The following is a 21015-nucleotide window of genomic DNA, read 5'->3' on the forward strand; positions in this document are numbered from 1 at the left end:
TAAACCATTTGATTCCATAAGCCCCATTTTTCAATCAGTGGGGCTTACAGAGTTAAATTTAAAGGAGAGATGATGGCTCAGTTAGAAAATTTGAAAGCGCATGAAAAATACAATTTGTTGTTGTGCATGGTTTCAGGTGCATATAAAGGAACCATTCCAGGAAATGAGGATTTTAAAGAGTTGTGCGATGAATGCACTTTGGACTATTTTCGCTCACGACGAAACAAAGCGGCTCAGCACAAGCATTTTGAACTCATGCGTAAAGCGGATTACATCATTGGCATTGTGAATGAGGATTCAACGACTAGAGGGGCTGAAGTCCAACGGAGCGTTTTTGCCCTAAAGATTGACCATGACACTATCGGGATTGATGAAGAGGGAGCGCTAAAGGTTGAGGGCGTTTGCGCTCAAAAAGGGAGCCAGGAATACGAAGAGTTAGTCAATAAAAACACTTGGCATTTCACGCACAGCACCCGACTTGGGCAGCCAAAATTGATCGAGCGAAAAAATTAAGGGTTATGGTTTTTACCCATAAACCTATGAAAGGATTTTAATGGAATTGTTGGATTTAGACGGAGTGATGGAAAAAGGCGTGTTTGAAATCCCCAGCTATCAAAGGGGGTATGCATGGCAGATGAGGCAATTGAAGGATTTTTGGAACGATTTAGAGCATGTCTCTAAGCTGGGAGATAAATTCCATTACATGCATAGCTTAACCTTAAGAGGGCTTGAAAATGAGCTTGAAGATAGCGCTTTTGAAATCATAGACGGCCAGCAACGATTGGCTACAAGTTTGATTTTATTAAGCCTTTTAGCCAAGATTACTAAACATAAAGACCCAAAGTATTCTTCAATGAACCTTGAACCCGTTCTATCCTATAAGTATTATGGTTTAAACGAAGCTTTTAGGGCGATCATGGAAGAAGAAAAAGATTTAGAAAGGTTTCAAACTTCTTTTTACGCTAAAAATTTGATTGACGCTTACGCATTTTTTAAAGAAAAAATCAGCGATACGCCTATGGAAACGCTTGAAAAAATGTTTGATGCTCTCACTAAAAAAATGCTTTTTAGCGTGGTGGAATTGAATGACAACCGAATCGATCCCTTCAGCTCTTTTGAAACGATCAACAATCGTGGCAAGGATCTATCCACTCTGGAATTGTTTAAAAACCGCTTGCATTTTGTGGCACACAAGATTTGCGATGAAGAAGATTTAGAAAATCTTCAAAACGAAATCAATGACACCTACACCAGGATTTATCGCGATTTAAGATCCTTTGAAGACGATCATTTAGAGGGTTTTTTAAAGCATTTCGTGGCGTATTATTATGGCGAGAAAGGGGATTTTAAAAAGAGGCTGTTGGAGATGGAGTTTAACGCTCATAAGAGATATACCGATAACACCAACTTTAATGAAGAATATGAAAAAATAGATGATTTGTTATTTTATCTTTCTTATTCTTCTAAGGTTTGGTATTTCTTGCACACGCTTGATGAAAAATCTATCACCCTTATTGTTGATGACAATAAAAAACTTGAGATTGAAATCACGCCTAAAATGCGCGGCTTTCTAGAAAAGATGCGCCGCCTAAACGCCTTGAGCGATAACGCTTTTTTACCCTTATTGCTCTCTCTTTTAACCATACAGCACGCTGGAAAAAGCGCTAATGAACAACCTTACACCACCCAAGAATTAGAGAGCTTATTAGAACATTTAGAGCGTTTCGGGTTTTTAATCTATGGGGTTGCTGGCAAGAATACGGCTAAAAACGAATGGATTGAATTAGCCTTCAAAGCGATTCAAGCGTATAGATTTTGGGGAGATAAAATAACCATTGAAAATCTTCCAACGCTAGAAAAGAATTTTTTCAACAGACAAGGAAATAGCGCTTTAGAATTGCTTGAAGAGAGTATCCATTCTAAAAAGAATGCTGAAAAATGGTATAAATGGGGCAAGGCGCTGAATTACTTGCTGTATGAATACGAGTTGCACCATAACCCTGAAACAACTCTGAATTTTGATAGCAGTTTAGAAAGCATTGAGCATATCTTGCCCCAAAATCCCGATCAAGGCTATAGCGCTAAAGAAAAAAATTGGGCTAAAAACCCTAACATCGTGCATGCTTTAGGGAACTTGCTCTTAATTTCTAAAAACGCTAACAGCTCTTTAAGCAACAAGCCTTTTGATGAAAAAAGAAAGCAATACTTAAAAGGCTCTTATAGCGAAAAAGAAGTGGCCAAAAACGCTTCTTTTGGGGTTGCGCAAATCAAAGAAAGGAGCGAAAAATTATTAGACTTTTTAATCGCACATTATCGTATCGCTGAATTAGTGAATGAAAGCGCTATTAAAGCTTTTAAAAACGCTCTTTTAAAGGACATTAAATGATGCATCACTCAAAAATAAAGGGTCTATTTTTAGCGTTTCAAACCCCAACAAGGAGGAACAACGCCATGCTGAAAAGATAAAGAACACTTAACGGGTGATTATAGCGGATTTTAAAATTTAAAATTGCAAGGAGCAAAAAATGGGTTTTCAAAATGAAAATCAGTTAAAAGTAGGCGCGTCAGTCAAAGCCACGATCAACGGCAAAGTGGTGGAGGCTAAAGTCATTAATATTGGGTTTAATCGTGTAACCTTAAGGAGCGAAAAAGCAACGAAGTTTCTTACGCTTTCAATAGCGAAAAGTTCTTAAAATGGTTTCACGCTGCGCCTGTGGATGAAGTTGCGAAAAATCACGCCGAAAGCGGTAAGAAAGACCTTTTAGAGGGTCTTAAAATCGTAACTAGTGGACTGAGTGTTAAGGAGAGAACGACTCCTAAAGAGAAAGAAAGCAAATTCAAGTTGGACTTTGATTTTGCTGATGAGCAAGAGGGTAGCTTTATCACGCTTGCGGAGTTGTATTCAAATGCGAGCAGGAGTCAAAGACTTGGTGAGTTATTCGCTCCGATGAGTTATGGTGGTAATGGGTTTCAAGCGAGCTTAATCATTTTACATGCGCTCTCTTATGCATCAAATTTTAAATACCATAGCGATGCGAAGTTTAACGCTATGATTGAAAATAGGGACACAGAGGATTGTTTTTTTGATAGCTTTGATAATATGGGGATGGGCAATGTTTTCACTTTTTGTAAAGCGATGGAGATTTATGCGCTTAACGCTAAAAATGGCGACAAAAATGGCATTTCTTTGGAAGAGTGGGCGTGGCTTTTACCTAAAGATAAAAAAGAGGCAAAATTCGTAGCACAACTCTTATGCGATGGCGGTATCAATAAATACGATTTAAGTTGTGCTGGCTTAACCGCTAATTTATTAGCCGATAATCTTTGGTCTTATGGACTACGAGAGGAGGATGATGAGGAGGAAGTTGAAAACGAGGGCGAGGCTCAAAACACGACTATCGTTGAGTAGAAAACTAACCCCCCCCTTGTGGGGTTTCCTTTTTTTAATCTCTCTTTTATTCTTTTTTCATTCCCTCCCTAATCTGTCCATTTAATTTTGAAGGGCTTAATCTTAAAACCTTATCTTTGCACGTTATTTCGCATTCAAAAGGCGTTTTTCTTTAAATTCCTGGTATTCTTTGATCGCGTAATTCACAAAGGGCTTGATCGCAATCCCGCCCCTAGAGGCAAAATCCCCATACACTTCCAAATACTTTGGCTCTAGCAATTGGACTAAATCTAATAAAATCGTATTGATGCAGCTCTCATGGAAACTCCCATGGTTTCTGTAACTGAATAAATAGAGTTTTAAAGACTTGCTTTCTACCATTTTATCTTTAGGGATGTAGCGGATAAAAATCACGCCAAAATCCGGCTGAGAAGTGATCGGACAAAGGCTTGTAAATTCCTTGCATTCTAGAGTGATTAGGGGGTCTAAATTGGGGTTTGGGTTAGGGAAAGCCTCTAATAAATCGCTGTTGTATTCAAAAATATAGGGCGTTTTAGCGCCTAAGGATTTGAGGTTTGATTTAGGGGTCATTAATCTTTCCTTGATTTAAGTTATAATAAGGTTATTTTAACCCATTTTTTAGGAAACTCATGAACCAACGCATAGAAATGATTACGGCTTTATTAGATGAAAAAAAGGCTTTTGATATTACGCACATTGATTTGTCTAAAACCCCTTATTTGGTAGAAGATGTCATTATCGCCACCACGCTAGCGAATAAGCATGCCCTTTCTTTATTAGACGTGCTTAAAAACACCCTTAAGCCTTTAGGCGAAGTCTTTTACCAGATAGATGAGTCTAATGAAGAGTGGATCATTTTGGATTTAGGGGATTTGATGATCCATCTTTTCACAGAAGAATGCCGTAAAAAATTTGACTTGGAAGGGTTTTTGAACGCCTATAAAAGAGGGCTTCCTTATCAAAACGCCTAAGAAACTCATCGCGCTTTTAGGGCCTAGTGGGAGCGGCAAAAGCGCTCTTTCTATTGAATTAGCCCAAGAATTGGACGCTGAAATCTTTTCTTTGGATTCTTTGAGTATTTATAAAGAGATTAATATCGCTTCGGCTAAACCGAGCCTAAAAGAGCGAAAAAATATCAAGCATTACGCCCTAGACTGCCTTAACATTGATGAAAAAAATAACGCTCCTCTTTTTAAAACCCTTTTAGAGGACGCCATGAGGGTATCCCAAAAAGAGATTTTACTCATTGTGGGAGGGAGCAGTTTTTACCTCAAATCCATTTTAGAAGGTTTGAGCCGCATGCCAAAACTGAGCAATGAAGAGGCTGTAAAAATAGAGCGAGAAATTGCCACTCTTTCTAACCCTTATATATTTTTAAAATCCATTGACCCTAACATGGCTTTTAAAATCCATCCAAACGACACTTACCGCATCCATAAGGCTTTAGAAATCTTTTATGCCACCCACACGCCCCCAAGCGAGTATTTTAAGGCTAACCCTAAAAAACCCTTTGAGCATGCTATCTCCTTATTCGCTCTGTCTATTGAAAAAACCGTGCTTCATAACAACATCAAACAGCGTACCAAAAGCATGCTCCATTCAGGGCTTATTGAAGAAATCAAAGCCCTTTATATTAAATACCCTAAAGATTCGCAGCCTTTTAAAGCCATAGGCGTTAAAGAAAGCATTCTTTTTTTAGAAAAACGACTCACTTTAAAGGAGCTAGACGAAGCGATTATTTCTAACACCATGAAATTAGCCAAGCGCCAAAACACTTTCAATAAAACCCAATTCAATAACCTTTATGCGGGGAGCGTTGAAGAAGTTAGGCATGCGATTTTAAAACACTCAAAAAGCGGCATTAAAGGATAATCTAAATGGATACGCAAAACTTACCCGATCAAATTGTCCCTATTTTTATGAGTTTTGATAAGAATTACGCGCTAGGGGCAGGAGTTTGCCTTTATTCGTTACTCTCCCATGCGAGCAGGCACACAAGCGCAATAGACTTTAGCCCCTTAAATCAAAGCAACAAACTTTTAGGCGCTAACATCGTGTATAAAATCCATTGTTTGATTAAAGGGGTAACTTTAGAGCAGCAAAACAAGCTTTTAAAAACCATTGAGCCTTTTAAAAAATTCGCTTCATTAGAGTTTATAGACACCAATTCGCTGGATCATTCCATAGAAAGCTATCTCAATGAGTCTTGCTCCAAGCGTTATGGCGGACTTCTTGTTTTGTGCCGGCTTTTGCTCGCTTCGCTCTTCCCTAATTATTCTAAAATCATTTCCATAGATGTGGATACGGTGTTTTTAGGCGATGTTGCAAGCGCTTATTTTGCGCTGGATAACGACCCCACTAAATTGCTTGGCATGGTGAGAGACACTTTTTCCCACCTTTCTTTTGAAGCCTTTTGTGATTTTATTGAACGGGCTTGTAAGAATTTTAAAATTGATTTTTCGCATTTTAGCACTAACGAATTAAAACGCATCCATCAGGGCTTTAACATGGGATTTTTGGTGGCGAATTTAGATTTGTGGCGCGAAAATGGGTTTGAAAAGATCGCTTTAGAGTTTTTGAAAACTAGGGGGAAAGATCTTTTCTACCCTGAGCAGTGTTTAATCAATATGGTGTTTTGGAAGCGCGTTTTAGAATTGCCTATTTATTATAATTGCTATTCTGATTCTTTCAAAGAGCACTACCCTAAAAACATCATCATGCTCCATTTCATCAGACACAAGCCCTGGCGTTCTGTCAGTTCTTTGAATGAGCGTTTGATTTGCTATGAAGCTGAAGCGGGTTTTTGGCTCGCCAACCTTTTTCGCACCCCTTTTAAAAACGATTTTTTTAAAGAACGCCTTGAAATGGCTAAAGACCAACAAATGCAATCTTTTAAAACCCACATTCGATCAAAAACGATTAGGGATTATTTTTATTTTAGGATAAAAAATATTTTGAAAAAAGTTTTCAAACCCTCTTAAAGGACATTCATGGAAAAATTATTGAAGTTTTTAAAATTCTTTGCCAGTAGCGTAACTCTAGATGAAAAATTTTTAATGTTCCTTCTTTGTAACGCCCTTTCTAACGCTTACAAAAATAGCGATCTATTTTCTTTCTCTAAAGGCTTTTTAGGCGCTTTTTTAATTGGGTTTGTGGTGTATTATGGTTGCACTCTAATCCCTAAAAAACGCTTGAAATATTCATTAGAATGGCTGTTTATAGGAAGCGGTATTATTTTTAGCGTGGCTGAAATTTTTACGCTCTTTATGTTTAAAATGCCTTTTTCCAAAGGCTTGATTGACACGCTTTTAGCCACAAACAGCTCTGAAACGATGGCGTTTATAAAAAGCTATAAAAATTATTTGTTTTACTACGCTTTGATTTTGATCGCTTTGTTGATCGCCATTAAAATCATTCGCTTTAGAGCGCTTGTGCCTGGTGTGATAGCGGGCGTTTTAGGGCTTTCTATCCCTACAATAGGGAGCGTTCATAACATTAAACACCTTACAAAGAACGATGCGATTTTAAAAAGATCACTCTTTTCTCTCTCTTTAACTAGGGGGTTTTATTCCGCTTATTTGAGCTTGTTTGATCGCCAACAAGCCATAAAATTTTATAGCTTTTTAAATAACCTTTATTTACCAAGCGATTATCTTTCTAGCACAGGCGATGTTTCAAATGTCGTCTTAGTCATCGGCGAAAGCGCGAGCAGAAATTTCATGCAACTCTATGGCTATAACGCCCCTAATAACCCCTTATTGAGCGAACTCGCCAACGAGAGAGAGAGAGAGTAACAACCTGTTCGTGTTTTCTGACACGATAAGCAAAGAAGGTAGCACTTCTGATGTTTTTGAAAGCCTCCTCAATTATAGCGATGCTGAAACGACTAAACCTTGGTATCATTACCACAACATGATAGACATTTTCAAGCGATCCCATTATGAAACTTTTTGGTTAGAAAAACAATTCGTTGATCAATGGTCATTAATACAAGATCTAGTTTCTAGTCGTTCTAAAAACCGCTATCTCCTTCAACGCGATAGAAACCGCTACTTCCTTCCCAAAGAATGGACAAGCTATGATGAAGATATTTTAACTTTTTATTCTAAAAATATCCCATCCCAATTAAAAAGCAAGAATTTTATCGTGTTCCATTTGCGTGGCTCACACAAGACTTACAGCGAACGCTTCCCCCAAAGCTTTGCCAAATTCAAACCAAGCGATTTGTCTTTTTCTAATTTGCACGCAAGCAGCGATAGAGACAAACAAATCGTTGCCGATTATGTCAATTCGCTTTATTATAACGACTTTGTTTTGAATGGAATTTTTAACCTCTTTAAAGATAAAGACGCTATTGTGTTTTATTTGAGCGATCATGCTCAAGATATTTTTGAAAGCGGCCCTACTTATGGGCATAGCTGTTCTAAAGCGGGCTTAGAAATCCCTTTTATGATTTATGTGAGCGATATTTTTAAAGAAAAACACCCCGAGAAAGTGAAATTGATTAAAAACGCTTTAAACAAACCTTTCATGAGTGATGATTTAATCCATTCTCTTTTGCCTTTGGTGGGCATTCACACTAAAGATGAAATAGAGAGTAAAAACCTTTTTAGCCCTAAATTTGACGCCCAAAGAAAAAGGATTACTTGTCGTTGGGGGTTTGGATCATGATAGGACTAAATAATAATAAGGCTCTGTTCTCATCAATAGGGATAAGCTTGATTCCACATAAAGTCTTTCAACCCTACCTTAAAATTTTCACTTCTTCTTCTAAATGAATGCCGTATTCTTGTAACACTCTGGTTTTGGCGAGTTCTATCAAATCCAGGGCTTCTTCAAATTCTGCGCCCCCCAAATTCACCAAAAAATTCGCATGCTCTTTAGCAAAGCCCACTCTTTTTAAGCGATAGCCCCTTAAGCCCACGCCCTCTAAAAGCCTGCCCGCATGATCGTTAGGCGGGTTTTTGAAACAGCTCCCAAAATTAGGCAATTTGGGGTGGCTTTTGCGCATGCTTTTACACGCTTTTAAAACTTCTTGTCTAAAGCCATGCGTTTTTTTAAACCTCGCTCTTAAAACAACGCCATTGAATTTGCTGCTGCGATAATCCAAGCCTAGCGCTCCACTCCCTAGCCATTCATTATTAATGCAAGCGCTTTCTAAAACATTTTTTATTTCAAATTCTTTCATGCCCGCATTCATTTTAACTAACGCCCCCAAAGTGCCAGGCAATTGCCCTAAAAACTCCAAACCCCCTAAATCATGCACCCTAAAATAATTAAAAATTTTAGACGAGTTGGCCGCTCCCCCTATTTCAACGCATTCGCCCTTATCGCAAATGTAATCGTAGTTTTTGCCTAAAAGGGCGAGATTTTTCGCGCTAGGAGCGATTAAAAGGTTGTTCGCTAAACCGATAATCTGGTGTTCTTGAGAGATTTCATCATCGTTTTCTAAAACGCTCACTTTTAAAGGCGTGCCGATTTTCACGCTGCTGTAACGGGAAAAATCAATGGTTGTTTCTAGCATTTTCTAGCCTATGATTTTAGGAATGAGCTTGATTAAGGTTTTGGTGTAATCTAAAAGCATGTTAGTCATCCACGGCATGGTTAAAATCAACACCCCAATCACGGCTAAAATCTTAGGCACAAAAGACAAGGTCATTTCATTGATTTGAGTGGTCGCTTGAAAAATACTGACTAATAGCCCCACCACCAAGCCCGCTAGTAATACCGGTAAAGAAATCATCAAAGTGATTTTATAAGTCTCAATGGCGAGTTTCATGAGTTGTGATTCCATAACATTCCTTTTATCTTAAGATTTCTTCTAATTGCTGAAAGCTTTGTTCAAAAGGCTGCAAAGCATTTTCATCTTGCACTAAAAACTGCTCCATTAAAGCCTTTTTCTTAATCGCTTCATCAAGCTCTTTATCGTTCCCCATTTGATAAGATCCGATGCGAATGAGCATTTCATTTTCTTTCAATAACGCATACAAACGGCGGAATTTTCTCGCGCAAAGGTTTTGAGACTCGCTGATAATGTCTTTAGCCACCCTTGATGCGGAGTTTAAAATATTGATAGGTGGGTAGATCCCATAATCGGTTAATTCCCTGCTTAAGACAATATGCCCATCTAAAATACTCCTGGCTTGATCGGCTATGGGATCGCTCAAATCATCGCCCTCTACTAGCACGCTAAAAAAAGCCGTAATGCTCCCCTTATTTTCTTCCTTGCCCGCCCTCTCCATTAATTGAGGCAATAAGGAAAGCGCGGATGGGGGGTAGCCTTTGGAAGTGGGCGGTTCGCCTAAGGCTAAACCGATTTCTCTTTGAGCCATAGCGAAACGAGTCACTGAATCCATGATAAACAACACGTCTAGCCCTTGGTTTTTAAAATACTCCGCCACGCTCATCGCGCAAAAGGCCCCGTATTTGCGCATCAAAGGGCTATCATCGCTCGTAGCGACCACCAACACGCAAGAGCTTAAATCCCCTTTTAAGTTTTTCTCTATAAATTCAGGGATTTCTCTGCCCCTTTCCCCAATCAAAGCGATCACTTTAATCGGCGCTAAGCAACCCCTAGTGATCATGCCCATTAGCGTGGATTTACCCACCCCAGAGCCGGCAAAAATACCCAGTTTTTGCCCCTTACCGCAAGTCAAAAGCCCATCAATGCTCTTCACCCCCACGCTAAAAACCTCATCAATCAAGCCTCTTTTTAAAGGGGCTATAGGCGTTGTAATGACAGGCGCTAACCGCTCATAATCTAGCGCTCCCTTATTGTCAATGACTTGCCCTAAAGGGTTAAGCACCCTTCCTAAAAGATTACGGCCCACAGGGAAATTCAACCCCTCTTTTAAAAACAGCACCTTATCGCCAGCCCTAGCCCCCTCTATAAAGTTAAAGGGCGTGAAACCAAACTGCTCTTTTTCTGCCACCACCACCATCCCCACGCATTCGCTGCCATCGCTTTTTTCAATCTTCACCACATCGCCCACAGACGGGTTAAAACCATCCGCATAAACGATATTAGGCATGATTTTTTTCACGCTCCCGTAGCGAGGCGATAGATCAAAATGCTGATTCAAGCGGTTTTTTAAGGATTTTAGGGGCATTTAAAGCTCTTTAGTCCATAAGACTTCAGCGATTTGGCGCTCATTATTGATCCTATTCACATGCACGATCACATCAATCGCGCTCTTAAAATACGCTCGCATCAAATCTTTATCCAAAGAATGCGTATAACGCATGCTCAAATTCAGTGAAAGGGCTTCTAAAGTGTTTTGAGTGCTATTAGCGTGAATGGTTGAGAGCATGCCCTTATGCCCGGTGTTTCCTAAACGCAAAAAAAGCGCCGCATTCCTGGTATCAATCTCGCCCACAATGAGCCTGTCTGGGTTTAAGCGCATGGCCATATTGAGGGCGTCTTCATAATTAAAGCGCGTGTTCTCTTGCTTGCCCACTAAAAGCCCCACGCAATTATTAAACGCTTTTAAATCCAATTCTTGGCTGTCTTCAACGCTCACCACCCTTTCATCTTTATTGACGCAATCTAAAAGAGCGTTCAATAAGCTTGTTTTACCGCTTGAAGTCTCCCCGCTAATAAGAATGTTATGCCCTTTTAGGGCTAAATTTTTCAAACTTTCTGGATCGCTTGCTTTGAAAGTGAAATCCTCTAAACTTAAGGGCTTAAGCCTAGGCACACGGATATTGAGCGTGATTTGATTGTTTGTAGTGATGCTGAAGTGATTCGCGCTCACCCTATAGCGCGTGAAAGGGATAGAGCAATTTAAAGTGGGGTGCTCTTCATCAAAAAACAACCCCCTAAAACTGGCCAATTGCTCGCAAAACCTCAGCAAAAACGCCTTATCAAAAAGCGCATGCCTTCTTTTTTCTCGTGTGTTATTGACTTTATAAAGCCAAAGCTCCTGCTCGGTATTGATGATTAGCTCGGTGATCCCGCTTTCTAAAAAAGGGGTAAAATGGCCGATTAGGGCTTGTAAAACTCTATGGGTTTGTAAAGTTTCCAAAAGCCCTATCCTTTTATCATCGCTCTTTTAAAACCTCTTCGCAACGCTTGCAAGGGGTGTTTTCTAGCTCGCTTTTGAAACGCCAACACCTAGGGCATTTATAAAAGGGGGCTTTAAAGAGCGTGAATGCTGGCGTTTCGCTTAATTTTTCTTTTGCAACCCCTACAAAGCTTACCATCAGCAATTCTTCTACTAAATTTTCACGCAACGCTTTTTCTTTCACTTCGATAGCGCATTCCAACGAATTTTTGATTACGCCTTCTTTCTTCAATCGGTCTAACTCTTCATTAAAGGCAGAACGCAAGGCTAAAACGGCTTCAAAATTTTCTGGTTTTTTAAACTCTTTAAGGCGGAGTTTTTCTAAAACGCTAATGCCTTTTAGATCAAACACATCTTTGGCTTGTAAAAACGCACAAAGCACCTGGCTATGCTCTAAAACTTCTTCAATCGTGTGCGTTAAAATCGGGGCTAAAAAGTAGCACAATTGACTAGCCACAGCGAGTAAGACCATTTGAATGGCTTGGCGTTTTTTATTATTTTTGCTATCGCAATACAAACTATCCTTACAAGCGTCTAAATAAATCCCGCTCAATTCATTGGTAACAAACGCCATTAAAATATTCAAGCCCTTCACAAAGTCATGCTCTTCAAACGTGCTATTGACTCCAGCGCTTGTTGTTTCTAAAGCCTCTAATATAAAATGATCTAAAGGGCTAAAGTCATGGGAGCGTTCTAAATTTTTGAGATCCATATCGCTAAAATTAGCGAGTAAGAATTTTAGGGTGTTGCGGAATTTCTTATAATGCTGTTCTGTTTGAATGAAAAAGGTTTGAGAGACCCTCAAATCGTTTTGATAGTCATTAAACGCTACCCACAAACGCACCACATCGCTCCCATGCTTTTTGAGCAAGTTGTCCAAAGACACCACATTGCCCTTAGATTTGCTCATTTTCTCGCCCTTTTCATCGACGATAAAGCCATGCGTAATAACCTTTTTAAAAGGGGCTTGATTATTTAAAATACAACCGATTAAAAGCGAGCTTTGAAACCACCCCCTATGCTGATCGCTCCCCTCTAAAACCACATCGCTAGGGCTTTGCCCCTTTTCTCCATGGTAGTCTTCTAAAACCGCCTTAAAGGTGCTACCGCTATCAAACCACACGTCTAAAATGTGCATGATTTTCTCATAATGCTTGGCGTTATCTTGATAATTAGGGGGTAATAAATCTTTTACGCTAGACTCCCACCACACATCACAGCCTTTTTTTTCAAAAAGATTCGCCACATGCTCTAAAACTTCACTCTCAAAACATGGCTTATTCGTGCGTTTGTCTATGAAAAAGGCCAGTGGCACGCCCCATTTTCTTTGCCGGCTCAAGCACCAATCAGGGCGGTTTTCTATCATGGTTTTTAGGCGGTTTTTCCCGCTATTTGGCACAAATTCCACCTTTTCAATCGCACTCAAAGCCACTTCTCTTAAGGTTTTTTGAGAGCCGTCATTTTGAATAAAAGGCTCATCCATTAAAATAAACCATTGCGTGGTCGCTCTGTAAATCACAGGCTTGTGCGTCCTCCAGCAATGCGGGTAGGAATGCTCAATCTCTTGCTCTAGCAATAAAGAATCGCCCAATTGCTCTATAATGCGTTTTTGAGCCTTAAAAACATGCTCGCCCAGATAGCTTTCATCTAATAGTTGGTTATGGATAATGCCCTCATCATAGCAACCTTTTTCATCTACGGACATTAACACTTCTAAATTATATTTTAAGCCTAAATAATAGTCCTCTTCACCATGCCCGGGAGCGGTATGCACGGCTCCTGTGCCATCTTCTAAACCGACATGCTCTCCTAGAGTGATTAGGGAATCTCTTTGGTTTAAAGGATTGGTCGCTTTCAAATATTCTAAATCATTGGAATTGAATTCATGCGTGATCGCATTATCCACCACCCCTAAAGCGGCTAACTTTTCATGCAAGGCTTTAGCGACTAAATAGCCTTTTTGAGTGAGCGCATAAAGGGCGTCTTTTTTCAAAGCGATCGCTTCATTCGCATACAAAGTCCAGGGCGTGGTCGTCCAAATCACCAAGCTCGCTTTTTTGACTTTTAACTTTTCTAAACTCTCCTTTTTCAAATCAAACGCCACGAAAATGGAGGGCGATTTTTTCATCTTGTATTCCACTTCAGCTTCCGCTAAAGCGCTCTCGCATGCATAACTCCAATAAATAGGTTTATGGCGTTCTTTCAAAAGCCCTTTTTTAGCCACTTCCACTAAAGCCCTATAAATGCTCGCTTCAAATTTAAAATCCATGGTTTTATAAGGATCTTCAAAATCCCCCAAAACGCCTAATTGCAAAAATTCATTCTTTTGGATTTCTAAAAATTTCTTCGCATGATCTCGGCATTTTTCTCTAAACAGCGTGGGGTTTTCTAGGCTTGTTTTTTCTTTTTCTAATCGCTCTAAAATTTGCTGCTCAATAGGCAAGCCATGGCAATCCCAACCGGGCGTGTAATAGATTTTCTTCCCTTTAAAATATTCCCTTTTAACGACAATGTCTTTTAAAATCTTATTTAAGGCATGCCCTAAATGCAAATGCCCGTTCGCATAAGGCGGCCCGTCATGCAAGGTGAAATCCCCATGGTTATCTTTCCTATTCTGCATGCGTTTGAACGCTTGCTGTTCTTGCCATTTAGCGTAAGTTTTAGGCTCATTAACGCTCAAATTCCCTTTCATAGAAAAGGTGGTTGTGTTTAAGTTTAGGGTGTCTTTGTATTCTTTCACTGATTGTTCCTTAATCTTTTATCTTTATTCTTTTGTTTTAGGAGCGATATAAAGGTGCGTGTCTTTTCGTGGCACATTTTTTAAAGTGGGGATTTGTAAAATCGTGTATTCTTCTATCCCTTTTAAATAATGCAAGCTAATCACATCGCCAATTTTCACTTCTTTGCTGGGCTTAGCGCAACTCCCATTGAGCCACACCGCTCCCACATTGCACATATCTGTCGCTAAAACACGCCGCTTCACTAAACCCACTGATTGTAAAAATTTGTCTATTCGCATGCGTTTATTTTACCCTATTCTTTAAGTTTTTATCCATAACTTATAAGGGTTTTAGTTTTAGCATGTTAGCATTCAGCCACCACTCTTTTTAAGGAATTTGTTTGAAGTTTCAAATTGTGATTTTGTTAGCCGCTCTTTTATTAGCCTCTTGTTTGCCCCCTAAAGGCCATCATTCTGGTTTGGTGAGTATATATATCGCTCATCAAGGCCAAAGCGTGCGCACTTATTGGTGCAAAGTGGATAGAGGAGTTGTCGCCAAACACAATGAAACGCTTAAAAAAAACCCTAAAGCAAAGCTCAAAGACCCTAGGGGGCCTTTGTTCATGCTGGGGAGTAATCGTTTCATGCTTTTATGGAAAAACCGCTACGCTTTAGCCAAAGTCCAATCGTTCAAGCTAGAGCCTGGGTTTTATTACTTGGATTCTTTTAGCGTGGAAACTCAAAAAGGCATCTTGCAGAGTGCTCCTGGCTATTCATACACCAAAAATGGCTACGATTTCAAAAACAACCGCCCCTTTTTCCTAGCCTTTGAAGTCAAGTCTGACAGCAAAATCATTCTCCCTAGCGTGGAATTGAGCCTGATTAAAACCCCTAGAGGCTTTTTAGGGGTGTTTTTATTTGACAACAACGAAAAGGGGGCTAATACCCAATGGATTGAGGGGAGCTTGAATTTAAAGCTTAAAAACGCTTCTTTTAAAGACGCATGGGGGTTGGAACAATGAAGCATGAAGCGATCGTTCGCTTTTCGTAAGCTCTTTATGATTAGATTGTAAAAAACGCTTAAAGCATTTTTTAGATTTTGTTATCCCTATTCAATTGGAACAAAGTTATTAAATTTTTAAAAACTTTTAAAACCGATAAACATAATCCGCGCTCCAAGTAACATAGCTTTCAAAAATGCCCCTAGGGATTTTTGCTTGTAAAACCCTCACGCTTTCGCAAGTCTTTAGCTTTTTTAAAGAACAACTAGGAGCGTCGCCATGGATGCTCGCGCTCAATTCAAGCGTGTGGCGCTTATCGCCCATCCTTAGCCCTAGTGAGCCATAGCCCTGAAATTGCACCAATTGCGCTAATATGTTACCAAAATCTTTAAGAACCCTAGCTGTTACGCTCTCACCCCCTAGCCCAGCCCCTATAAAATAACCGATGAAAAACTTCTCATTTTCATACACATTGTGTAAAAAATCCATAAAAAAGCTGTAAGTTGACATTGTTATAATGCCACCATTAAAAGAATAAACAGGACTTATTATGGGTATCACTCCAAATAAGTATTGTTGGTATTTATCTTTTTCCATGTAATTGCCCACTTTATAGGAATATTGGAACCCTTCCCTAACGCCAAAACCCATTTTTTTAATCTTAACAGGAGCGATATACTGATACCCCACCTTAAAATTAAAGCCGTTTAAAATGGTGCTTGGATCTTTTCTTTCTAAAAGTCTTCCACCAAAATTGAAGTGAAAGTGAGATAGCAAAACAAAACTATCTTTATAAGCTAAATTCCATGAAAACATCCCGCTATAGCCAAGACCGGCAAAAAAAAGCGCTTTTATCCGCTCTTTGATGTTTAGCCTTAGCTTTTTCTTTCGCTAAAGCTTCTTGAACTTTCTTTCCAACGAGTTCATTAAGCACGCTCTCATCTATAGCGTGGCCAAGATGAAACCCTAGCATAGAATAAAAAGCCAAAAATAAAATTTCTTATTGGGTTTTAAAAAATGGGGGTAACTTGCATACCCTTTCCTTGATTGAAAAATTGTTTTAATATTTTGAATATTGTAAAACATTGAAGCTTATTAAAAGTCTTAATAATATTATTGGATAAAAAATTACTTTTTATAGGCATTGGTGAGTATTTTTAACATTAATGAGCGTTTATAAAAATAAAAATCAAGCGTGTTGCGGTGGTTGGATTGGATTTAATGGGTTTGATTAGAATGGGTTAGAATGGAATGATTGTATCTTAAAGTCAAAGCCAGAGACAACCCTAGTCAAGTTGCCCCTAGCCACACCGATATTACTCGTGATGCCCGTGGCAGCAACCCTCTTCTTGATGATGACTATCGCTAGTGCTGCAACAACCTTCTTCATGATGAGAGCTGTGGTGGTGATGGTGGTGTTCACCGCCGTGATAGTGGTGGTGGTGTGTGTGGTGGTGATGGTGGTGGTGCCCGCCGTGTTGTTCTTCATGGTGTGCCATGATGACTCCTTTGATTAAGAATTTAAATTCTAGCTCACTGGCTAGGATTTTATTCTACAATATAAAATCTAATTAATTGTTAATGAAAGAAAATTTAGCGCTAATTTTTATTCCCTAGATTTTGAAAAATCAACACCCCCCATTAGAAAAAAGACAAAATCTCACAAAAAAGAGTTTTCAAATTTGCTGAGAGAGTTTTTTCTCTCTCAATTGCCCGCAAGCCGCTTCAATATCCAAAGCTTTAGACTCTCTAATGGTGCATAATAAGCCTTTGGAGTTTAAAAAATCCGCAAACATTCTAGCGCTCTCTAAGCTAGGGCGTTCAAACTTAGAGCCTTCGTGCGGGTTGAATAAAATCAAATTCACTTTGGATTTAATGCCGTTTAAAAGTTTTAAAAGTTTTTTAGCGCAGTCCAGGCTATCGTTTAGATCTTTAATCAAAAGGTATTCAAACATCACTCTTTTGCACTGCTCTAAAGGCCATTTTTTCACTTCATTCAAAACGCATTCAATGTTGTATTTTTTATTCAAGGGCATTAAAGATGAGCGCGTTTTGTCATCTACGGCGTGTAAGGATATGGCTAATTGCACGCCTAAATTTTTACCCGCTAAAATAGGGATTTTATCGGCTACGCCGCTCGTGGAAATGGTGATCCTTTTAGGGGAAATTTGCATGCCGGTATTAAAAATCTCAACCGCTTTACACACCTCATCTAAATTGTTCAAAGGCTCGCCCATTCCCATAAAAACAATATTGAGTGCTTTTTCAATGGGGAGGTTATTGTCTTCTTTAATGAGTAGGGCTTGCTGGATAATCTCGCTCGCTTTGAGATTCCTCACAAAACCGCCTTTTTGAGTGAAACAAAACGCACAACCCACTTGACAGCCGATTTGACAAGACACGCACACGGTGTATTTTTCCCCCTCTAAAATGGCGTTCGTCTCTCCATCAATCTTTTTGTCTTTCATTTTCAACAACACCGCTTCAAAAGTGTGGTTGTCCCTTAAAGATTTAAAAAGGTATTTTTTAGAGCCATCAACGCTCTCCCTCACATGCGTGATTTCTATCGTGCGCAAAGTAAATTCTCGCTCCAAATAAGCGATAAAATCTTTTGAAAAATTATTTTGCATGTCTTTAAAGCTTGTTTTATACTTCGCATAGAGCCACAAATAAAGCTGCTTAGCCCTAAAACTCGGTTTTAAAAGCTGACTCAATTCCTTTAGAGTGAAATCATAAATACTCGCTTTCATGCTTTAAGCCCTAATTCCAAAAGTTGGTGCAAGTGCAAAACCCCTAAAACCTTATTATAATCATCTACGCACACCAAAAGCTGGATCTTATGGCGTTCTAAAAATTCTAACGCTTCTAAAAGAAGAGCGTCTAAATTCTTAAAGCTTTTAGGTTTTAAGGTGGCAAAATGCTTCACCTCACTCTCCAAGCTAAGCCCTTTTAATAGCGCCCTACGGACATCGCCATCGCTTAACACCCCCACAAGCTCGTTAGCTTCATTGACTAAAATCGCGCTGCCCAAGCGTTTTTCACTCATTTCTATGAGCGCATCTTTAAAACTTGTATTAGGAGCGATTAAGGGGAGGTTCGTGGTTTGTAATAAGTCTTTAACCTTGACAAAAAGTTTTTTGCCCAAAAGCCCGCCCGGATGAAAGGAGGCAAAATCTTCTTGGCTAAAATTTTTCGCTCGCATCAAGCATGCCATTAAAACATCGCCTAAGGCTAGAGTTAGGGTGGTGGAAGTCGTTGGAGCGGTGTTGATTGGGCAAGCTTCTTTTTTGATTTTCAAGCTCAAATAATAATCGCCAAGTTTAGAGAGCGAGCTAGTGGGGCTTTTAGTGAAAGTGATGATTTTATGGCTTAAGCGTTTTAAATGGCTCACCAGATTCAACAATTCCAAAGACTCGCCCCCATAGCTAATCATTAAGATCACATCATTTTTTTCCACCATGCCCAAATCCCCATGCATGGCTTCTGTGGGGTGTAAAAACGCACTCCTGTTACCGGTGCTTAGCATGGAAGCAGCGATTTTTTGCGCCACTAAAGCGCTCTTACCCACGCCCACAATCACAAGCTTGCCCCCTTTTTCTTGGCTTTTTAAAATGAGCTTGACAATCGCTTCTAAATCGTTAGGTTCTTGGAATTGCTTAACGCTTTCTAAAAGCGCGCTCGCTTCATCTCTTAAGACTTGTATAGCGGTAGCGTTACAATCAAAAAGAATGGGCATGACAAACGATAGCCGGGTATTTTCTAAACTTTTTAAAGAGCGCTTTTCTGATGAAATTACGAGTGTGATCTTCTAATTTTTTAGGGTTATTCAAAATTTCAGCGTTAGTAGATTTTAATAACATTTCTAAGCCTCCTTGAATTTCTTTGATCAAATGCTTTTCATCTTTAAAGCCCACAAGCCCTAAACTGGAAAATTGAGAGCTTTCTAAAAGTGCTTGTTTGTTTTTATTCACAAAAATTGTAGCCACAAACACCCCTAAGCTAGCGACTTCTTCTCTTTGTTGCACGATGCTAGTGTCAATACTCAAATTGCTTTGGTTATCCACATAGCTTTTACCGCTTTTAATCGTGCCTACTTTTTTGATAAACGCAGGACCGACTTCCACCTGATCGCCATCTTCCATTAAATAGATATTTTTTTCAGGCACCCCGCAAGAAATGGCGGTTTGTTTGTGGCGCGCGACATGGTTATATTCCCCATGCACGGGTAAGAAAAACTTAGGCTTAATGAGTCTTAACATGAGCTTTTGCTCTTCTTGGGCGGCATGCCCGCTCACATGAATATTGTCAAATTCTTGATAAGCCACTTTAGCTTCTTTTTTGATCAAGAAATTCAACACCGCTGAAACGCTCGCTTCATTGCCAGGAATGGCTTTAGCGGAGATGATGACTAAATCGTTGGGTTTGATAGAAATGTGGCGGTGTTCATCAGTCGCCATGCGATAAAGCGCGCTCATGGTTTCGCCTTGTGAACCGGTCGTTACGATTAAGACTTCATTATCCGGATATTTAGCGACTTCATTGGCTTCAATAAAAGATTGATAAGGCAAATGGATATAGCCTAATTCTCTAGCGATGTCTAGGTTTTTTTCCATAGAGCGCCCGATCACAGCGATCTTGCGGTTGTATTTAATGCCGTATTGTATGGCTTGATAGACCCGGTGGATATTGCTAGAGAACGTGCTCATAATCACCCTCCCTTGCGCTTCTTTAAAAAGCGTATCAAAAGCTGGCGCTATGGTGCTTTCACTCGGCGTGGTTCCGGATTTATGGGAGTTCGTGGAATCGCTTAAAAGAAGCATCACGCCTTTTTCGCCATAATGCGCTAAACGATACAAGTCCGTGGGCAAATTATCCACTGGAGTGTGATCGATTTTAAAATCGCCGGTGTGGATGATCGTTCCGGCTTTAGTTTGGATCGCTAAAGCGCTGCTGTCAATGATAGAATGCGTGATGTGGATCCATTCAATGATAAATTCGCCCACGCTAATGGGGCAACGCTTTTCTACGATTTTAAAATACGAGCGGTATTTTTTCAAACCATGTTCGTCAAACTTGCTCCCAATCAGCCCCAAACTCAAAGGCGTGCCATAAAGGGGGAATTGCAACTCTTTAAACAAATAAGGCGTGGCCCCTATGTGATCTTCATGGGCATGGGTGATGATAATACCGGCGATTTTGTCCTTGATTTGGTGCAAGTAGGAAAAATCCGGGATTAAAATATCCACGCCAAAAAGCCCTTCTTTAGGGAAGCTCATGCCCACATCAATCACGATCGCGCTTTTTGGGGTTTCAATGACCATCATGTTCCCCCCAATCTCGCCCAAGCCCCCTAAAGGCGTGATTTTAACGCTCGCTTTAGAGTTTAGATTCATCTTATAATGCGGGTTTAGATGCTCCACTTGGATCTTGTTGTTCGCTTCAACACCCTTTTTTAACTCCTTATGAAAGCCTAAAGTCCCTCTCTCATTCACATGCAAAATTTCCGTAACGCCCTCTACTTTGTTGCTATCCAATTCCTCTTTGGCGTAATTTCGTGTTTTGGCGTGTTTTTGTTTGTGGTGGTGGTTTGGTTTTTTGTTGGAGTGGCGCTCTTTTTTATGGTGTGAAGGCACTTCATGGTTTGAAGACTCTGCGTTTTTTTGCGCGTTTTCTCTAAAACGCTTTTTGCGGTTGGTGAATCGCTCAAACGCTCCGGCTCGCGCCTCATGATGAGCTTTTGGGTTTTCACTACTGTTTTCATTGTTTTCATTGTTTTCATTGTTTTCATAATGGTTGTTATCAGTCATAACGATTATTCCTTTC

Annotated in this window: 18 protein-coding genes and 4 pseudogenes; 9 read left to right on the forward strand and 13 right to left on the reverse strand. The window is 39.7% G+C overall.

Annotated elements, in window-relative coordinates; translation table 11 throughout:
* The first annotated feature begins 72 nt into the window (after nucleotides 1-72).
* The 3 genes and pseudogenes from DBU79_RS06860 (at nucleotide 73) to DBU79_RS06870 (ending at nucleotide 3409) form a co-directional block, all read left to right on the forward strand.
* Complete coding sequence (locus DBU79_RS06860) at nucleotides 73-513, forward strand: hypothetical protein (protein ID WP_101004393.1); 441 nt, start codon at nucleotides 73-75, stop codon at nucleotides 511-513.
* 40 nt (nucleotides 514-553) lie between these two features.
* Entirely contained in the window at nucleotides 554-2386 is a 1833-nt protein-coding gene (locus DBU79_RS06865; RefSeq protein ID WP_154411959.1) for a DUF262 domain-containing protein, read from the forward strand.
* A 139-nt stretch (nucleotides 2387-2525) separates the two neighbouring features.
* Nucleotides 2526-3409: pseudogene (locus DBU79_RS06870) on the forward strand (hypothetical protein).
* Nucleotides 3410-3532: 123 nt separating this feature from the next.
* On the opposite strand, the gene queF reads toward DBU79_RS06870, so the two are convergent.
* Complete coding sequence (gene queF / locus DBU79_RS06875) at nucleotides 3533-3979, reverse strand: preQ(1) synthase (protein ID WP_154411960.1); 447 nt, start codon at nucleotides 3977-3979, stop codon at nucleotides 3533-3535.
* A 59-nt stretch (nucleotides 3980-4038) separates the two neighbouring features.
* On the opposite strand from queF, the gene rsfS reads away from it, so the two are divergent.
* The 5 genes and pseudogenes from rsfS to DBU79_RS06900 all read left to right on the forward strand — a co-directional run bounded on the left by rsfS (nucleotide 4039) and on the right by DBU79_RS06900 (nucleotide 8080).
* A complete protein-coding gene (gene rsfS, locus DBU79_RS06880; protein WP_001076144.1) occupies nucleotides 4039-4380 on the forward strand; it encodes a ribosome silencing factor in 342 nt (113 codons plus the stop codon).
* 7 nt (nucleotides 4381-4387) lie between these two features.
* Entirely contained in the window at nucleotides 4388-5281 is an 894-nt protein-coding gene (gene miaA, locus DBU79_RS06885) for a tRNA (adenosine(37)-N6)-dimethylallyltransferase MiaA (RefSeq protein WP_134890164.1), read from the forward strand.
* Nucleotides 5282-5286: 5 nt separating this feature from the next.
* Nucleotides 5287-6390, forward strand: a complete 1104-nt coding sequence (locus tag DBU79_RS06890; protein ID WP_134890163.1) for a glycosyltransferase family 8 protein — start codon at nucleotides 5287-5289, stop codon at nucleotides 6388-6390.
* A 9-nt stretch (nucleotides 6391-6399) separates the two neighbouring features.
* Nucleotides 6400-7232 (forward strand): annotated as a pseudogene (locus DBU79_RS06895) (sulfatase-like hydrolase/transferase).
* Nucleotides 7214-8080 (forward strand): phosphoethanolamine transferase, encoded by an 867-nt coding sequence (locus DBU79_RS06900; protein ID WP_180395826.1) that lies wholly within the window; start codon nucleotides 7214-7216, stop codon nucleotides 8078-8080. Before DBU79_RS06895 ends, DBU79_RS06900 begins: the two are co-directional and overlap by 19 nt.
* A 73-nt stretch (nucleotides 8081-8153) precedes the next feature.
* On the opposite strand, the gene DBU79_RS06905 is transcribed toward DBU79_RS06900, so the two are convergent.
* Genes DBU79_RS06905 through DBU79_RS06930 form a run of 6 tightly spaced genes read right to left on the reverse strand, consistent with a single transcriptional unit; the run spans nucleotide 8154 to nucleotide 14491 of the window.
* The gene (locus DBU79_RS06905) at nucleotides 8154-8933 is read right to left on the reverse strand and encodes a UDP-N-acetylmuramate dehydrogenase (protein ID WP_154411962.1); all 780 of its coding nucleotides are present in this window, start codon (nucleotides 8931-8933) and stop codon (nucleotides 8154-8156) included.
* Between the two features lie 3 nt (nucleotides 8934-8936).
* Nucleotides 8937-9203 carry a flagellar biosynthesis protein FliQ gene (gene fliQ / locus DBU79_RS06910; RefSeq protein WP_000445741.1) on the reverse strand — a complete coding sequence of 89 codons (267 nt, stop codon included), beginning with the start codon at nucleotides 9201-9203 and terminating at the stop codon, nucleotides 8937-8939.
* Between the two features lie 10 nt (nucleotides 9204-9213).
* Nucleotides 9214-10518 (reverse strand): flagellar protein export ATPase FliI, encoded by a 1305-nt coding sequence (gene fliI / locus DBU79_RS06915; protein WP_001927743.1) that lies wholly within the window; start codon nucleotides 10516-10518, stop codon nucleotides 9214-9216.
* Nucleotides 10519-11433 carry a CpaF/VirB11 family protein gene (locus DBU79_RS06920; protein ID WP_154411963.1) on the reverse strand — a complete coding sequence of 305 codons (915 nt, stop codon included), beginning with the start codon at nucleotides 11431-11433 and terminating at the stop codon, nucleotides 10519-10521.
* A gap of 16 nt (nucleotides 11434-11449) precedes the next feature.
* Entirely contained in the window at nucleotides 11450-14212 is a 2763-nt protein-coding gene (ileS, locus tag DBU79_RS06925) for an isoleucine--tRNA ligase (protein ID WP_154411964.1), read from the reverse strand.
* A gap of 24 nt (nucleotides 14213-14236) precedes the next feature.
* A complete protein-coding gene (locus DBU79_RS06930; protein WP_001217173.1) occupies nucleotides 14237-14491 on the reverse strand; it encodes an RNA-binding S4 domain-containing protein in 255 nt (84 codons plus the stop codon).
* 101 nt (nucleotides 14492-14592) lie between these two features.
* Here DBU79_RS06930 and DBU79_RS06935 point away from each other — a divergent pair, with 101 nt between their 5' ends.
* Nucleotides 14593-15213: a hypothetical protein gene (locus DBU79_RS06935; RefSeq protein WP_134890157.1), complete on the forward strand. Its 621-nt coding sequence runs from the start codon at nucleotides 14593-14595 to the stop codon at nucleotides 15211-15213.
* Between the two features lie 126 nt (nucleotides 15214-15339).
* Here DBU79_RS06935 and DBU79_RS06940 read toward each other — a convergent pair.
* From DBU79_RS06940 to DBU79_RS06960, 6 genes and pseudogenes are all read right to left on the reverse strand, one after another.
* A pseudogene (locus DBU79_RS06940) lies at nucleotides 15340-16180 on the reverse strand (outer membrane beta-barrel protein).
* Nucleotides 16181-16423: 243 nt separating this feature from the next.
* Nucleotides 16424-16624 (reverse strand): hypothetical protein, encoded by a 201-nt coding sequence (locus DBU79_RS06945; protein WP_412018773.1) that lies wholly within the window; start codon nucleotides 16622-16624, stop codon nucleotides 16424-16426.
* Nucleotides 16572-16691, reverse strand: a pseudogene (locus tag DBU79_RS08085) (hypothetical protein); the annotation flags it as partial. The gene DBU79_RS06945 and the pseudogene DBU79_RS08085, both read right to left, overlap by 53 nt.
* 177 nt (nucleotides 16692-16868) lie before the next feature.
* Nucleotides 16869-17942, reverse strand: a complete 1074-nt coding sequence (gene rlmN, locus DBU79_RS06950; RefSeq protein WP_154411965.1) for a dual-specificity RNA methyltransferase RlmN — start codon at nucleotides 17940-17942, stop codon at nucleotides 16869-16871.
* The gene (locus DBU79_RS06955) at nucleotides 17939-18928 is read right to left on the reverse strand and encodes a KpsF/GutQ family sugar-phosphate isomerase (protein WP_154411966.1); all 990 of its coding nucleotides are present in this window, start codon (nucleotides 18926-18928) and stop codon (nucleotides 17939-17941) included. The genes rlmN and DBU79_RS06955 overlap by 4 nt, the downstream gene beginning before the upstream one ends.
* Nucleotides 18912-20999, reverse strand: coding sequence for a ribonuclease J (locus DBU79_RS06960; RefSeq protein WP_154411967.1), 2088 nt, complete (start codon nucleotides 20997-20999; stop codon nucleotides 18912-18914). Before DBU79_RS06960 ends, DBU79_RS06955 begins: the two co-directional genes overlap by 17 nt.
* Between the last annotated feature and the right edge of the window lie 16 nt (nucleotides 21000-21015).

The organism is Helicobacter pylori (genome assembly GCF_009689985.1).
Lineage (GTDB): Bacteria > Campylobacterota > Campylobacteria > Campylobacterales > Helicobacteraceae > Helicobacter > Helicobacter pylori_CG.

What these genes read in the sequence shown, in the direction of transcription:
- DBU79_RS06860 (WP_101004393.1), top strand. Translation starts at nt 73, where the DNA reads ATGGCTCAGTTAGAAAATTTGAAAGCGCATGAAAAATACAATTTGTTG.
- DBU79_RS06865 (WP_154411959.1), top strand. Translation starts at nt 554, where the DNA reads ATGGAATTGTTGGATTTAGACGGAGTGATGGAAAAAGGCGTGTTTGAA.
- queF (WP_154411960.1), bottom strand. Translation starts at nt 3,979, where the DNA reads ATGACCCCTAAATCAAACCTCAAATCCTTAGGCGCTAAAACGCCCTAT.
- rsfS (WP_001076144.1), top strand. Translation starts at nt 4,039, where the DNA reads ATGAACCAACGCATAGAAATGATTACGGCTTTATTAGATGAAAAAAAG.
- DBU79_RS06890 (WP_134890163.1), top strand. Translation starts at nt 5,287, where the DNA reads ATGGATACGCAAAACTTACCCGATCAAATTGTCCCTATTTTTATGAGT.
- DBU79_RS06905 (WP_154411962.1), bottom strand. Translation starts at nt 8,933, where the DNA reads ATGCTAGAAACAACCATTGATTTTTCCCGTTACAGCAGCGTGAAAATC.
- fliQ (WP_000445741.1), bottom strand. Translation starts at nt 9,203, where the DNA reads ATGGAATCACAACTCATGAAACTCGCCATTGAGACTTATAAAATCACT.
- fliI (WP_001927743.1), bottom strand. Translation starts at nt 10,518, where the DNA reads ATGCCCCTAAAATCCTTAAAAAACCGCTTGAATCAGCATTTTGATCTA.
- DBU79_RS06930 (WP_001217173.1), bottom strand. Translation starts at nt 14,491, where the DNA reads ATGCGAATAGACAAATTTTTACAATCAGTGGGTTTAGTGAAGCGGCGT.
- rlmN (WP_154411965.1), bottom strand. Translation starts at nt 17,942, where the DNA reads ATGAAAGCGAGTATTTATGATTTCACTCTAAAGGAATTGAGTCAGCTT.
- DBU79_RS06955 (WP_154411966.1), bottom strand. Translation starts at nt 18,928, where the DNA reads ATGCCCATTCTTTTTGATTGTAACGCTACCGCTATACAAGTCTTAAGA.
- DBU79_RS06960 (WP_154411967.1), bottom strand. Translation starts at nt 20,999, where the DNA reads ATGACTGATAACAACCATTATGAAAACAATGAAAACAATGAAAACAAT.